The organism is Bacillus hominis (assembly GCF_018332515.1).
Taxonomy (GTDB): domain Bacteria; phylum Bacillota; class Bacilli; order Bacillales; family Bacillaceae_G; genus Bacillus_A; species Bacillus_A hominis.
Genome location: NZ_BOQD01000270.1, coordinates 1 through 15292, shown reverse-complemented (window position 1 = coordinate 15292; position 15292 = coordinate 1). Strand labels below are relative to the sequence as shown.

General features: G+C 33.3%; 15 protein-coding genes and 1 pseudogene. 12 read left to right on the top strand and 4 right to left on the bottom strand.

The genetic code is table 11. The features are described from left to right. From KI356_RS21965 to KI356_RS21935, 8 genes and pseudogenes are all read left to right on the top strand, one after another. The coding region (locus tag KI356_RS21965) for a hypothetical protein (RefSeq protein WP_212936443.1) at positions 1-203 on the top strand (203 nt) is incomplete at its 5' end. A gap of 269 nt (positions 204-472) precedes the next feature. Beyond that, a pseudogene (locus KI356_RS28280) lies at positions 473-573 on the top strand (DDE-type integrase/transposase/recombinase); the annotation flags it as partial. 159 nt (positions 574-732) lie between these two features. After that, the gene (locus tag KI356_RS21960; protein ID WP_128282322.1) at positions 733-2523 is read left to right on the top strand and encodes a PAS domain-containing sensor histidine kinase; all 1791 of its coding nucleotides are present in this window, start codon (positions 733-735) and stop codon (positions 2521-2523) included. Between the two features lie 488 nt (positions 2524-3011). Continuing rightward, positions 3012-3725 carry a response regulator transcription factor gene (locus KI356_RS21955; protein WP_088059487.1) on the top strand — a complete coding sequence of 238 codons (714 nt, stop codon included), beginning with the start codon at positions 3012-3014 and terminating at the stop codon, positions 3723-3725. After that, positions 3722-4801 carry a sensor histidine kinase gene (locus KI356_RS21950; RefSeq protein ID WP_088059485.1) on the top strand — a complete coding sequence of 360 codons (1080 nt, stop codon included), beginning with the start codon at positions 3722-3724 and terminating at the stop codon, positions 4799-4801. The genes KI356_RS21955 and KI356_RS21950 overlap by 4 nt, the downstream gene beginning before the upstream one ends. Before the next feature lie 491 nt (positions 4802-5292). Then, the gene (locus KI356_RS21945) at positions 5293-5505 is read left to right on the top strand and encodes a hypothetical protein (RefSeq protein WP_128282498.1); all 213 of its coding nucleotides are present in this window, start codon (positions 5293-5295) and stop codon (positions 5503-5505) included. Positions 5506-5835: 330 nt separating this feature from the next. After that, a complete protein-coding gene (locus tag KI356_RS21940; RefSeq protein ID WP_212936442.1) occupies positions 5836-8145 on the top strand; it encodes a binary toxin-like calcium binding domain-containing protein in 2310 nt (769 codons plus the stop codon). An 854-nt stretch (positions 8146-8999) separates the two neighbouring features. After that, positions 9000-10391 carry an amino acid permease gene (locus tag KI356_RS21935; RefSeq protein ID WP_128282320.1) on the top strand — a complete coding sequence of 464 codons (1392 nt, stop codon included), beginning with the start codon at positions 9000-9002 and terminating at the stop codon, positions 10389-10391. A 44-nt stretch (positions 10392-10435) separates the two neighbouring features. On the opposite strand, the gene KI356_RS21930 is transcribed toward KI356_RS21935, so the two are convergent. Further along, entirely contained in the window at positions 10436-11455 is a 1020-nt protein-coding gene (locus KI356_RS21930; RefSeq protein ID WP_128282319.1) for a zinc-binding alcohol dehydrogenase family protein, read from the bottom strand. Positions 11456-11625: 170 nt separating this feature from the next. Between KI356_RS21930 and KI356_RS21925 the strand changes: the two genes are divergently transcribed. After that, complete coding sequence (locus tag KI356_RS21925) at positions 11626-11838, top strand: hypothetical protein (protein ID WP_128282318.1); 213 nt, start codon at positions 11626-11628, stop codon at positions 11836-11838. A gap of 95 nt (positions 11839-11933) precedes the next feature. Further along, positions 11934-12686: a quorum-quenching N-acyl homoserine lactonase AiiA gene (gene aiiA / locus KI356_RS21920; protein WP_088059476.1), complete on the top strand. Its 753-nt coding sequence runs from the start codon at positions 11934-11936 to the stop codon at positions 12684-12686. A 41-nt stretch (positions 12687-12727) separates the two neighbouring features. Here aiiA and KI356_RS21915 read toward each other — a convergent pair whose 3' ends face one another. The 3 genes from KI356_RS21915 to KI356_RS21905 form a co-directional block, all read right to left on the bottom strand. After that, the gene (locus tag KI356_RS21915) at positions 12728-13222 is read right to left on the bottom strand and encodes a hypothetical protein (RefSeq protein ID WP_212936441.1); all 495 of its coding nucleotides are present in this window, start codon (positions 13220-13222) and stop codon (positions 12728-12730) included. 89 nt (positions 13223-13311) lie between these two features. Next, the gene (locus KI356_RS21910) at positions 13312-13776 is read right to left on the bottom strand and encodes a DMT family transporter (protein ID WP_128282315.1); all 465 of its coding nucleotides are present in this window, start codon (positions 13774-13776) and stop codon (positions 13312-13314) included. 13 nt (positions 13777-13789) lie between these two features. Then, positions 13790-14236, bottom strand: a complete 447-nt coding sequence (locus tag KI356_RS21905) for a DMT family transporter (protein WP_212936440.1) — start codon at positions 14234-14236, stop codon at positions 13790-13792. 109 nt (positions 14237-14345) lie between these two features. Here KI356_RS21905 and yeiL point away from each other — a divergent pair, with 109 nt between their 5' ends. After that, positions 14346-15038, top strand: a complete 693-nt coding sequence (yeiL, locus tag KI356_RS21900; protein WP_002121096.1) for a transcriptional regulator YeiL — start codon at positions 14346-14348, stop codon at positions 15036-15038. A gap of 13 nt (positions 15039-15051) precedes the next feature. Next, positions 15052-15292 (top strand): glyoxalase superfamily protein (locus KI356_RS21895; protein WP_212936439.1); only part of this gene is annotated, 241 nt, incomplete at its 3' end.

Below are 15292 nucleotides of genomic sequence, written 5' to 3'. Positions count from 1 at the left end.
TTGGTATATATTTGGTTTATGCTTGGTATATATTTGGTTTATGCTTGGTTTATATTTGGTTTATGTTTCGTTTTCGTTTGGTTTCATTAATTACAAAATCAGTTACAAAAGTTACAAAAGCTATTTTTGTTATCAAAATAGACTTATATTACGGAGGAGAGCATGAAAAAATGTCTTTAGGAGGGGGCAAAAAATTTTGGTGAATAAAAATGTATTATCAAACTTGGACATACTCATGTTATGAATCTAAACATGAAGGGAAATAGTATGAATAAACCAATAGCATTTAAATGAAAACATTATTAATCAAAAATTTATGCTCATTTTAAGATGGCAGATATGATACAACATAAAATTTTGAGATTTGATAGGGATGATAAAGCGTTGTAATTATTCCGATTACAACCTTATCAGTATGATTTAGAATTAAATAGTTTATATAAAAGTAAGAGGATAATAGATTTACTTATAGCGTGCCGTTGATTCAGAAAGAAATACAATTGATTTTTATTTAGATGAAACAAGAAAGTATAAGGCCGCAGAGCGTTTTTTAAGAAAGCTTTGCGGTCTTTTATGTTTTAAACCCTTGTTTTATTACTCTATACAAATACGCGGTGAATCCTATGGTAATTCAGAACAAGATTGTCATTGTAATAGGTAATTGTTTCTAGTTTGAAAATTTATATTGGGAGTCTTAAAGATACGGTAAATATAAAGGAGATGGGTTAAATAATGAAATACACACTTAAAGATCTTATAAATGTAAACAAGTTTAAGAATATAACAGAGCAATTTTATAATTTAACTAAAGTCCCATTCTGTCTCCTTGATAATAATCAAAATGTTATATTTTCCAAAGGTGACCCTTTTATTCGTAATCAAAAAATTCAATTGTCTCAAGAAATGCGTATTCCCATCATTATTGAGCAGGAACATATAGCAAGCTTTGTTATAGGAGCAAGTATTAATAAAGAGGTTATTGCGGATTCTCATATAACACATTTTAAATGCATTGCAAATCTAATTGAAGAGATGGCAATACAACAATTACAATTGAAAAAAATTCATGAAAAAGATTCACAAATGAATACGATAACAAATCATGAGGAAAATTGTTTAGGGAATATATTGCAAAATATGCCAATTATGATTAATGCTATTGATGAAAAAGGAAATATTATTATGTGGAATCGGGAATGTGAATTAGTAACTGGATATAATGCAGATGAAATAATTAACAATCCAAAAGCGATGAAATTGCTATATCCTCATAGACCTAATCGTAACGATTTGTTGCAAAATGGTCCCGATTTTAGAGATTGGGAGATGGATATCACATGTAAAAATGGTGAGATAAAAACTATTATGTGGTCCAATATTTTACATAGTATTCCAAATTTAGGATGGAGTGTCGGAGCAATTGGAATTGATATAACTAAGCGTAAGAGGATGGAAGAGAAACTGAAACAAACCTCGAATGAACTAGAATTAATTTTTAAAGCAATTCCTGATTTGTATTTTTTGTCAGAACTTGATGGGACCATTAAGGATTGTAAAGTTAATTCTGTATCCAAATTTTATGTTCCAATTGAAGAATTTATCGGGAAGAAATTCCAAGAGATATTACCAGTTCCTATCATAAAGCAATTTGAGAAGGCCATTAACCAAATAAAAACTTCATCCGCTCCTGTATTAATAGATTATTCTCTACAACTAGATGATGAAATTTATTATTTTGAAGCAAGACTTTTACCGCTTTTTGAGGATAAAATTATGATTATTGTACGTGATATTACAGAGCGTACAATAACGACGGAATTATTAAAGAAATCAGACACACTTAATGCAGTAGGGCAATTGGCAGCTGGGGTCGCTCATAAAGTTCGTAACCCATTAACCGTAATTAAAGGATTCATGCAATTATTGCAACAGGAAGTAGGGAAGGATAAAGAATGTTTAAGCCTAATACTTTCTGAAATCAGTAGTATTGAAAAGGTTATTCAAGAGTTTTTATCTATTGCAAAACCGAATGCTGCAGTATTTGAACCGAAAAACCTTTGTACTATATTAGAGAATGTAGTCGATTTAATAAGTACACAAGCAATTATGAAGAATATTCGTATTGCATTGAATATGGATGTTGAAAACTTATTGATTGAGTGTTGCGAAATTCAATTAAAACAAGTTTTCTATAGTATTTTACAAAATTCTATTGAGGCTATACAAAATGGTCAAGAAATCATCATTAATGTGAAAAAACATAATAGTACCGAGGTTAAGATTTGTATTTTAGATAAAGGAGTAGGTATTCCTTCTGAAAGAATTAAAAGACTAGGTGAACCTTTTTATAGTACAAAAGAAAAAGGGACGGGTGTTGGGCTCATGATGAGTTATCGAATTATTGAAAGTCATGGTGGGAAAATAAGTATAAAAAGCCAGGTTGGGAAAGGAACTACTGTTACTCTGTTTTTCCCAATTTATAACGGTGACTTAGTTGGTGATGTTAGTCCAAATAGCATGTAATCATAACTAGCAAATAAATCTCTGGAAATGAAAATCAAACTATTATCTTGTAGAAATATAGGTGGTCTGAAGTGAGTTGATTAGGCAAAGAAAAATGGATTTAATAGAGATAATGTAACTTGAATTTGAAGTACAACTCCTAGTTTCAGTAGACGTTATATTTTATGCATAGAAGTAAGAGGCTCCTTTCAAAATTCAATTAAAAAGTTAGATTCATAATGTAACGGGAGATAAAAAATAGGGAAAAGAAGGGTGCTCTAAATACCATTTAGGCTAAGTCGCATGTATATCTTTAAAGTGAAAAGTTTCTTTTTCTCAGCTATAGAAAAAGAAATTTTTTTACTTGAGTGATAATTTTTTATGATATTTGTGAAAGGGTTTTGTTATATTTTTGAAAGAAAAATGTAATGTATATAAATTAATATGAACTTACGAATATTGATTTTATATCATTCGCCATTGATGGAGGAACAGAGGAGATTTAATGTATGAAAACAAGAATTGCAATTATAGAAGATGAAGATAGTATACGGGAGATATGTAAACGGTACTTAGAAAGGGAAGGATATGAGGTATACACTGCAGTGAACGGAGCAGAAGGATGGAATGTATTTCAACAATTTCAACCGGATCTAATTATTTTAGATTTGATGATGCCAGAAAAAGATGGTTGGGAACTATGTGAGGAAATTCGCCAACATTCCAATGTACCGATCATCATGTTAACCGCGAGGGGAGAAGAAAGAGAGCGGATTTTAGGACTAACAATGGGGGCGGATGATTATGTAACAAAACCCTTTTCGCCTCGTGAATTAGTATTAAGGGTACAAATTATACTAAGAAGAGGAAATCAAGTAACACTTCAAGGAATAGAGCCTGAATCAGGAATGATAGAGTTTCTAGATTTGAAAATTGATCCAACGAAAAGAAGTGTATTTGTTTGTCAATATGAAATAGAGCTAACAGTGAAAGAGTTTGAAGTGCTTTATCTCATGGCAAAACATCCTAAACAGGTGTTTTCACGGTCTCAACTTCTTGAACAAATTTGGGGATTTGAGTATGAAGGCTGCACAAATGCAGTAACTGTATTAATGAGTCGTTTACGTGAGAAATTGGAGAAACATACAACTAAGAATCGTTGGGTTCATACGGTTTGGGGCATCGGTTATTGTTTTGAACCAGATGGAGGAAACGATAAATGAAGTTACGATATCAACTGTTATTGATGAATCTATTAAGCACGGGTATCATGGTGATTTCTATATGGTACAGTGAAAGGCAAATGCTACTTAGACCAGAACAGACACGGTTATTAATAGTAATAGTAATTGTAGCAATGATTATTTCTACGATTATTTACTGGTTAATGACACGCCCTATTATGAGATCTATTCAAAATTTAATTGCCTTAACCAAACAATTTAGTGATAGACAATTTGGAACGATGTACATAATAGGAAAAGAACCGGAAGAATTTAAAGAATTAGCAGAAGCTTTTCAAGAAATGGCCAAAAAACTAGACGAAAGCTTTGCTAAGTTAGAAAAAGGGGAAAAAGCACGTACAGAGCTGATTGCGAATATTTCCCACGACTTACGAACTCCTATGGCTAGCATACAATTGATGGTAGAAGCGTTACAAGATGGATTAATTGAAGACCCTGATATGAAACAACAATATTTAAAGACAATCCTAAATGATATACAACGATTAAGTGGACTAATTAATGATTTATTTGATCTTTCTAAGTTAGAACTTGGACAAGAAGTTTTTCATCCAAGTTTAATACATGTGGATAGCATTCTATTAAAAGTAATAGATTCACATGATATCTTATTGCAAGATAAAGAGATTGATTTGCAGTTGCATGTTTCTGAGACATTACCACGAATTTGGATTATGCCATGTAAAATAGCACGAGTTATCAATAATTTGTTGCATAACGCGATTCGGCATTCTCCTACATGTGGAACAATCGAATTAATTGTAGAGGAAAATAAACAGAAGCAGCAAGTTCAATTCACTTTGTGTGATGAAGGAGAAGGGATTTCTCCAGATGATCAATTGCGTATATTTGACCGTTTTTTTAGAACGGATCCATCAAGAAGTTCACAATCTGGAGGTTCTGGGCTTGGTTTAGCTATTGCAAAATCGCTAGTTGAACTGCATAAAGGACAAATTGGTGTTCGGGACCGCCAAGATGGGAAACAGGGATGTGAATTTTGGTTTACTCTTCCTGTTACATCAGAAAAAAATGAGTCGGTTGAAAGACTTTTGTAACATTTACGAAAGGAAATTGAAAGATGTATATAATAAGATTACTGTATCGAAGGTGATTATATTTTAATCTGAAGTGAATAGTATAAGTATAATTTCATCTTTTGTAATCTTGTAGATATGATGAAAGAGAGGAAGAAATAAAATGGGTCAACTGAAAAAATAACTCCCGCAGCTTTAGCGTGTGCTTGTTCTAGTAAGTCCAGTTTTTTCTTTAAAAGTAGAAGTAAGTACAGTATCTTACTCTTCTAGTTCAATCACTTCTGTTGAAAAAGAAAGCCTGTCATTAAATATTAAAAATGGACAGGTGCCAGAAGAAAGGTTCAATTTCAACAGGTGTAATTAAAACAGATGATTAAAAACTAGTTCGTTCAGATGTACTAGAAAAATAAAGAGGTATGGAAAAAGGAACATTATTTTCTAAACTGCCTTTATGGAATAAAAATAAAGGGATCACATACATAAAAAATATATTGAACAGAGGTAATTACACGATGATTTTAAAGTTATTATTTATATTTTTTGGCGTAGTCTTAGTATTATGGGGTATATATAGAATGAAAACGGATGAAGCATTTATAGGGAAAACACAAACAAGAAAAAATATTTTCAATTTCTTTATTTTAGGAGAAACAGCGGGGCTGGGACAATTCTTAAGCGGAATTGCATGTGTAATTATAGGGATTTTATCTTTTATAATTAAATAGTTTAAAAATAAAAGGGACACAACTTTAAAAAAGTTGTGTTCCTTTTATTTTTGTCACCTATTAGATTTACAATTTATTAAATAGCAAAGTAAAACTGCCTTTTTGTTTGGTTAGGAAATAATTTATAAAATTTGTTCTTGCAATTTTCTCATCTTTCTATGTGTTAAGAAATTCTGCAACGGAACCCGTTATATCAATAAAGTAAAAAAAGATTTGTGAAAGACTTTTGTAACATTTGCGAAAGGGAAATGAAAGACTTGTGAGATATTATGAAATCAATCTTACTAGTAGATGTTCAAACATGTATAGGAAATATGGAGGAAAACTAAGATGAAAAAATTAAAGCCAATACTTGGTGCAGTAAGTAGTTTAACTATGGCATTGACGATAACATCCCCTGCTTTAGCTGAAACAAAGCCTGAACAAGGCGGAAAAGTGGAAACCTTTCAAGAAGATACCAATCTAAAGGAAGGACAAAATATTATCTATGGTGATTCTGGAAAAAAGGGAATCATGATTATGGAAGAACCTCAGGAAAATAATGATTGGGACGATGATGGTATTCCTAATGACGTGGAAGAAAAAGGATTTAAAATTGTATTTAATGAAAAGACAGGAAAAAATGAAGCTCAGTTATATGATCTAGTGAAAGACTTTGGAAAAAAGAGATTTATAACAAATCCGAAGAGTGCAAACTCAGATGGAGACCCTTTTACAGATAGCTATGAAGTGGAGCATTATGATAGTGATTCTGATACAGATTTTAACCCCATGATCGCGAATGTGCCAAATCTACAAATTGCTGTAAAACGTATCGATATTACTCCGGTTGCTAGTATTACAGATTCAAATGGTGAATCACGTACTAAGAGCTGGGAAAAAAGTCTATCTGTACAACATTCTTTTAATGTTGGTTTAGCGGTTGAAGGCGGCGCTGAGGGATCGGCAGTGGGTCCTGTACCTTCAGGAAAAGGATCGTTAAATGTAGGATATGGTTACTCTAATACAAAAACGGAAACAGAAAGCATCTCTAATAGTTTTGATTGGTCAACAGCAACAACTGTTGATTCAGCTAAAGCAGCAAATGTGCGCTTCCATCTAGAATATAAAAATACGGGTACAGCATCTGCTGGAGATGTTTCACCTCACTTTAACATTCGATTAGGAAATAAAATTATTAATACTGTAAAGGCAACACAAGATCGTTATAAAGCTAACTTGTTAACTACAGCAAAAGGTGGAAATAATAAAACTGAAATTCTAATGGATAGTATAGAAAGTCAAGCGGATGTAAAAATTTCTCTGACACTAGATGAATTAAAAGCAGTAGAACAAGGGGCACCACTTTCTATTGAAGTCTTGCCTACCAGTACGATGAATGTGTATACAATGAAGGATGGACAATTTGTAAATTTAGGAGATTGGTCGCATTTTGCATCAAATGTAAATGCTTCTACTACATTAGTAGAAACAAACTATGGTTCTATACCAAAATATAGAGTCTATACACCAAGAACGGGCAAGGAAAATCCTGCTAATATTAATCATAATCTTTCGCTAGACGAACTCTTTGCACATACTGGGATAGCTGATAAAGGTTGGGTAGCGAATTATGTAGTAAATGGTCGCCTAAACGAAGATCGAGTTCGTTATGGCCCAGATAGGACTCTTTTTGAACGAGGTAAGAACCTTGGTTTCTTTGATAATCGTGCACTACAACCAACTCTATCATATAGCAGTTATGATTATAGCAAGAAAAAGATTTATGCTTCGGTTATACCAGGTATATTTAATTTAAATAAAGAAATATTTGTTACGGTTCGTAATAAAAAAGGTGAGAGTCAAAAGGTAACATTAGTTCGAAATCAGAATTCAAATGTATATGAATCTAAAGAAAATGAGCCTGTAGACATAGCAGTTAACCGTGCATTTCTTGGAGAATCTCACGCTAAGTTTGAATTAATTGATATAAGAGACCGTAAAACTGAAGTTTCCACGCCCCTTGTTTCAAATAAAAGCTATCTAGACGCTATCGATAAAATAGTAGTAGATAATTCTGGAGAACCTATAGTAGAAGGAAAACAGTATTATTTGAAGTCAGCTACTAACTTCGCTAACGGTGTAAACGAATCTTGGAGCGCTGGTACTTTAAGCCAATCAATTAATGGGAGATATGTACACTTTTCACTTAAGGGTAATAATTGGGATGGATTGAGACTCGGTCCTGTCCAACAAGCAATACATGGGCCAGACGTTCAAGCAACACCAGTAATACTTGAAAGAAAAGGTAAATCTAGACCGGAAGAACCATTCAAAAAAGATGAAGAAGTGTTTATGAAGTTTACGAATAGTAGTCATAGTAATTATCAGTATTTAAATATTGGAAATGGTTATGACTATAGTTGGTTAGATACTGAATACAATAAATCTACTATTAAACTAGACAAGCTTACTAATCAGAAGAACTTCTATATAAAATCTGATTCTAATTATATAACATCAAGAGAAAATCAGTGGACTAGTTCCGTTGCAGATAATGGTATTGCCCCGCTTGTAGGTGCTGGTGAGCGTGTTTTAAAATCTGAGCATACAACTTCACCAGGTAATTATCACCAATGGGAATTAGAAAGTATTAAGTAAAGAATTATGTGGTATATGTCCCCCTGTCTATATGGATGGGGGTATATATATGAGGTTATAAAGGTATTAAATCTTTCTGTTGGAAATGTCAGTCTTCTCGGTTCGGGTTATTTGAATTTATTAGCCTGATGGATATGTGGCGAAAACTAGGACGGTAATACCTAAAATAATATAAGTAGTATTACAATTTAAAATGAATGCATAAAAAAAAGACACTCTCAAGAGCGTCTTTTTTTAGCAGCTGAATCCGCCACCAAAATCACAGCCTCCACCGCAACTACCACCATATCCCATAATAATTTCTCCTTTACGTAAGAGGGGAAAATATTGTTTCACTCTTTTGTTTTAACGGGTTTACATTACTTTATGTTCTTTAATAATGAATGAGCAGGTCCTTTGAGAAATGATTAAAGAAAAACAACATGCAGGAATAAAGTTAGCGAAACGAAAAGGAATTTACAGAGGAGAGATAGTTAAGGTTTTGTTGAATAAAAATGCATTACAATAGTTTACTATTTAATAGAGAGTTTTGGGAAAAAAGCTTTATTTTTCAATAATATTGAATTTATGTTTTTAGTTACTAATATAGTGATGAATTGTATTCGATTCGTATATAACAATTTTCCAGAAAAAGTAATTGTATTTTTCAGATAAATGAATTATTATAAAATAAGCAATTTTACAATTTTGCAAAGGGAGGAGAATGAAGAGGCTTTTACGACTTAATAATAAAGAACAACTTTTAAGTGTGCTAAAAGTGATACTCGCCTCATCATTTTCAGACCAAAAAGGAATTAGGGTACAGCGTCTTACTTTAAAATGCGGCTATGAATCATCTAAGAGGGGGAAGTGAAGTGGCAAACAAAGAATTGAAAAGAGGTTTAGAAGCACGTCATATTCAAATGATTGCTTTAGGCGGAACAATTGGTGTTGGTTTATTTATGGGGTCAGCCAGCACGATTAAATGGACAGGTCCGTCAGTAATGCTTGCTTATGCAATTGCAGGTATTTTTATCTTCTTCATCATGCGTGCCATGGGAGAAATGTTGTATATGGAGCCAAGTACAGGCTCATTTGCAACGTTCGGTCATAAGTATATTCACCCGTTAGCTGGTTATATGACAGCGTGGAGTAATTGGTTCCAGTGGGTTATCGTTGGGATGTCAGAGATTATCGCAGTTGGAGCGTATATGAAGTATTGGTTCCCAGATCTACCAGCTTGGATACCAGGTGTTATCGCAATGGTTATTCTTGGTGCAGCTAACTTAATTTCGGTTAAGTCATTTGGAGAATTTGAATTTTGGTTTGCGATGATTAAAATCGTTACGATTTTATTAATGATTATTGCGGGATTTGGTCTTATTTTCTTCGGAATTGGTAATGGTGGAGAAGCGATTGGTATATCAAATCTTTGGTCAAATGGCGGTTTCTTTACAGGTGGTTTTTCAGGGTTCTTCTTTGCATTATCACTTGTAGTTGGAGCATATCAAGGTGTGGAATTAATCGGGATTACTGCTGGTGAAGCGAAAGATCCGAAGAAGACACTTACAAGAGCAATTCAAAGTACAATTTGGCGTATTTTAATTTTCTATATCGGTGCGATTTTCGTTATTGTAACTGTGTATCCGTGGGATCAATTAAGTACAATTGGTAGCCCGTTCGTAGCGACTTTCGCGAAGGTTGGTATTACGGCAGCGGCAGGACTTATTAACTTCGTTGTTATTACAGCGGCAATGTCTGGTTGTAATAGTGGTATTTATAGTGCTGGACGTATGCTGTATACGTTAGGTGTAAATGGACAAGCGCCGAAATATTTCGCGAAACTTTCTGGAAATGGTGTGCCTTTATTCGGAACAGTTGGTGTAATTATCGGTTTAGCGGTCGGTGTTGTGTTAAGTTATATCGCACCAAAAAATTTATTCGTATATGTATATAGCGCGAGTGTACTTCCTGGTATGGTACCATGGTTCGTTATTTTAATTAGTCAAATTCGTTTTAGAAAAGAAAAGGGAGCAGAGATGAAAGATCATCCGTTCAAAATGCCATTTGCTCCTGTTACAAACTATTTAACGATTGCCTTTTTAATTATGGTGTTAATCGGTATGTGGTTTAACGATGATACTCGTATTTCACTAGTTGTAGGTATTATTTTCTTAGCAATCGTTACAATTAGTTTCTATGCTTTCGGAATAGGGAAGCGAGCTCCGTTAGACGTTCAAAATGATCAAGAGATTTCAAGTAAATAAAGGTAAAAAAGTCCGATTTCATATTTAGAAATCGGACTTTTTTATTAAAACTTTTCTAATACAATCTTCCCAATTGTACGTCCATCCTCAAGTAATGCATGTGCCTTTTTAAGATTTTCTGCATTTATCGGTGTTAACGTATCATTTAAAGTTGTATGAAGAATACCTTCATCTAATAGTTCGCTCACTTTGTTTAATAACTCGTGCTGCGTAATCATATCGCCAGTTTCATACATTGCTTTTGTGAACATAAACTCCCAAACGAATGTAGCACTTTTACTTTTTAAAATACCCATCTCAAGAGGGTGCTCATTTTCTACGATAGAGCAAATTTTTCCTTGTGGTTTAATGATGTCACCGATTGCTTGCCAATGTTGATCTGTATTATTTAAGCAGAAGATGTAATCGACATCTTTTAGCCCAAGTTCTACTATTTGATCTTTTAGCGGTTTGTGGTGGTTAATTGTATGGTTAGCACCGAATTTTTTCACCCAGTCTATCGTTTCCCCGCGTGAAGCAGTTGCGATTACATTTAGTCCAGCCCATTTTGCAAGCTGAATTGCGATTGAACCTACACCACCAGCTCCGCCGATAATTAAAATGTTTTTAAATGTGTTTTCACTTTTCTTAGCGTAATCAATACCTAAACGTTCAAATAAACCTTCCCACGCCGTAATAGCTGTTAAAGGAATTGCTGCAGATTCAGCATCACTTAAAGTTTTTGGTTTTTTACCAACGATTCTTTCATCAACTAAATGGTATTCACTATATGTACCTTGTCTCGTAATACTTCCAGCGTAAAATACTTCATCGCCTTCTTTAAATAATGTACAACCTTCGCCAGTTTGTACAACAACACCACAAGCATCCCAGCCAAGTATTTTCGCGATATCTTCTTTTTTATCTTTCGGAGAGCGAACTTTTGTATCAACTGGGTTAACGGAAATGGCATTAATCTTAACAAGTATATCTCTTCCTGTCGCAACAGGTCGTTCAACTTCAATATCAATTAAACTGTTTTCTTCTTCAATAGGTAAGTATTCATGTAAACCAATTGCCTTCATTTGTATTCCCTCCATTAAAGTAAGAGTCGTTTTCTCTTTCATTATAGGGGGGAAAGGTTGTTATGTAAAAAAGTACACTCTAATTATTTTTTTGTTAAATTATAGATTATTCTAAATATTAACTGTGTGTGGTATGTTTATGGTAGAAAACATTGCGAGGTGAATGGCTAATGACAGCAAAACTAAGCAAAAGCGATTATTTAATCGTACTGGCAATTATCATTATGTATTCGTTAATTGGTCACGTATTAAATTTAGATGTTTTAAAAGTTATGGCTATTCAACAAAATGGATTTAGCATTAGTTTTGTAGGCATTGCTATATGTTACATCACAGCTACTGTATTGTTTTTTGCTATTCGTAAATTGAAAAATAGTAAGTGAAGATGGAATGAAAAAGTAGAAGGATTTTATTTCTAAAAAGAAGAATTTTTTACTGTATTACTTTATACGAAATTAAATGTAAAGGTGGATACATAATGACAGTGAAAAAGCTTTATTTCGTCCCAGCAGGTCGTTGTATGTTAGATCATTCCTCTGTTAATAGTACACTCACACCTGGTAAACTATTAAACTTACCTGTTTGGTGTTATCTTTTGGATACAGCAGAGGGACCTATTTTAGTGGATACAGGTATGCCAGAAAGCGCGGTTAATAATGAAGGTCTTTTTAAAGGGACATTTGTTGAAGGACAAATTTTACCGAAAATGACAGAAGAAGATAGAATCGTAAATATATTAAAACGTGTAGGATATGAGCCGGAAGATCTTCTTTATATTATTAGTTCACATTTGCACTTTGATCATGCGGGAGGAAATGGCGCTTTTACGAATACACCTATTATTATACAACGAGCGGAATATGAGGCAGCGCAGCATAGAGAAGAATATTTGAAAGAATGTATACTGCCGAATTTAAACTACAAAATCATTGAAGGGGATTATGAAGTCGTACCGGGTGTTCAACTATTATATACACCAGGACATTCGCCAGGGCATCAGTCACTATTCATTAAGACGGAAAACTCTGGACCTGTGTTATTAACGATTGATGCATCGTATACGAAAGAAAATTTTGAAGATGAAGTGCCGTTCGCAGGATTTGATTCCGAATTAGCTTTATCTTCAATTAAACGTTTGAAAGAGGTTGTGATGAAAGAGAACCCAATTGTTTTCTTTGGTCATGATATGGAGCAGGAAAAGGGATGTAAAGTGTTCCCTGAATATATATAGTGAAAAAAGGTCATGAGCTCATTCGCTCATGACCTTTTCGATTAAATGATTTTTTTAAATAGGTTATAAACCTTTTTTGAACTATCTTCATTTAATTGATAATACGTAAGGTTTAAATCATCAGGAGTGTCTTGCTGAGCGATCATTACTTCGCTACTGTCGTGATCGACTACCCATATGAAATATTTTTTATAAGTACCATCTTCGAATGTAATCCACATATCACAATCTATTGAATCTGATCCCTCTTCATCTAATGTTAATTTTCCTTTTTTTGCGGTATCCATACCCGTAATAAACGTTTTTAATTCATCTGTTTTTGTGAGAAAGATATCCTTTTTTGTTTTAATTGATTCTACATGTATATCTTTTATTTCCTGTTTTCCTAAAAAAACAGGGGGCTCATTTGGGTCTCTTTGAGTTGAAATAATAGTAGCTTTCTTCTTTGGTTTACTTGCTGTATAGAGATCTTGAATAGATTTTCCAGAGTTTAAAAACCATACGGTTCCAAAAATAATTAATGCGCTACCTATCAATAAAATGATTTTCTTAATAGGGTATTCTCCTCTCTATTACTTCGTGTGAAGAGTTTTTCTATTAATATATGATAGGTAAGCGCAAAGTATTATAGTTGAACGTGTTTATTATGCACAGTTTTAATAGGGCGATCAACGAGTAAATTGTAAGTAAGCCCTATTAATACGAAAATTCCACCGACAATTTTGCCCATTGAGAGTTCGTGTGACAAGAAGAAATCAATGATAGTCCCCGTAAATAATTGTCCGATAAAGATGAGTAATGTTAAATAAAATGCTGGAATTTTAGGAGTAATATAGTTTGATAATGAGATGACGATAACACCTACTAATCCGCCTAAGTATACAGCGATAGGAATAGATTGCAGTGTATGACTAGAAATATACAACGAATCTGAACTGAAAATTAAAAATAACATAGAGAAAAATAATCCAGTAATATAATTAAAAAACGTACCTTCCCAATTTCCAATTTTCTTTGCTAAATTCGCGTTAATAATCCTAGCAACCACGATGGATACTCCAACTAAAATAGCGATACAAATATATAACATATTCTTGCCCCCATTAATAAATTGTCATGATAATAATTCCAGAAGAGATGAATAATAACCCAACTAGTTTTTTCTTTTCAAACTTCGCAACTTTCATACCTAATAAACCGAAATGATCAATTACGATAGAAGCAATAGATTGACCAAGTAAGCCTAATGCGATAGTAATAGAGGCACCAAGAGCAGAGAAGCTTATATTGCTAAAAAGAACAGTGAATACACCAATCGCTCCAGCGCTATATAAATAAAGCGGAATACCTTTTTCAAAGTGAATTTTATTTTTGTTAAGGATTAGCACGAAAACAACAGCTATTAAACCTACAAGATGAATGACAACACTCGCTGTATAATTGCCAATCAACTCAGATAAAATTCCATTCAATGGAAGCATGGTGGCAATAAGCACCCCAATAAAGACAGAAAGAAAGTTATACAATGTAATATCCCCTTTATATTTCATGTTTGTAATGACTGTATCACGCTGAAATTGTGTATTACTATGACATATGTCATAGTGGAAGAAGAAAATTTTGATTAAAATGGGGATGAGTTGTAAAGGTGGGGGAGTTATGAAGAAAGTATGTAATTCAAATAAATTAGCAGATTATATGAAACAAAATAATATTGACTCATTTTTTAGTAATGATATGAAACCATATATGGAACTTATATTTTTTAAAAAGAATGAGTTCATTTGCAGAGAGAATGAGGAAATAGACTATTTATATTTCTTTGTTGAAGGAAAGGCGAAAGCGTTTAATACATTAAGTAACGGGAAATCCGTATTATTATGCTTTTATGATAGCTTGCAGTTGTTAGGAGATGTGGAGTTAATTCATTCTCAGAGAATTACTTCAAACGTACAAGTGATGGCAGATTCATATTGTGTTGGTTTGCCTTTAGGAAAAGTGAGAAATCAACTATTTCATGATGCGAAATTTTTAAGATGTATTTGTGGATCGTTAGCACATAAATTAAATCGACTTTCAAAAAATAGTACAATTAATTTACTATACCCACTTGAAAATCGACTTGCGAGTTACATGTTAGCAGCAGGGGAAAGAGCGGTTCAGCACGGAAATAGAATTGTGTTTAGCGGGAATTTAACGGAAACAGCGGAATTGTTAGGAACGAGTTATCGGCATTTATTGCGCACATTGAATACCTTTTGTGATAAAGAGATAATTAAGAAAAACAATGGTTGTTTTGAAGTTGTGAATGTAGAAGTTTTGAGAGAATTGGCCGCGGATGTTTATAAATAGGAGAGGATTATAAATGATTACACCTATATTTAGAATTTTTGATGTTGAAAAAGCGCAGTTGTTTTACTTTAACTTTTTAGGATTTAAACTGGATTGGGAACATCGGTATGAGGAAAATATGCCATTATATATGCAAATTTCGCTAAACGATGCTGTGATACATTTATCAGAACATCATGGGGATGCTTCACCAGGCGGTGCGATTCGTGTGAAAATAGAGGGTTTAAAAAGTTATTATGCTATTTTATCAAGTA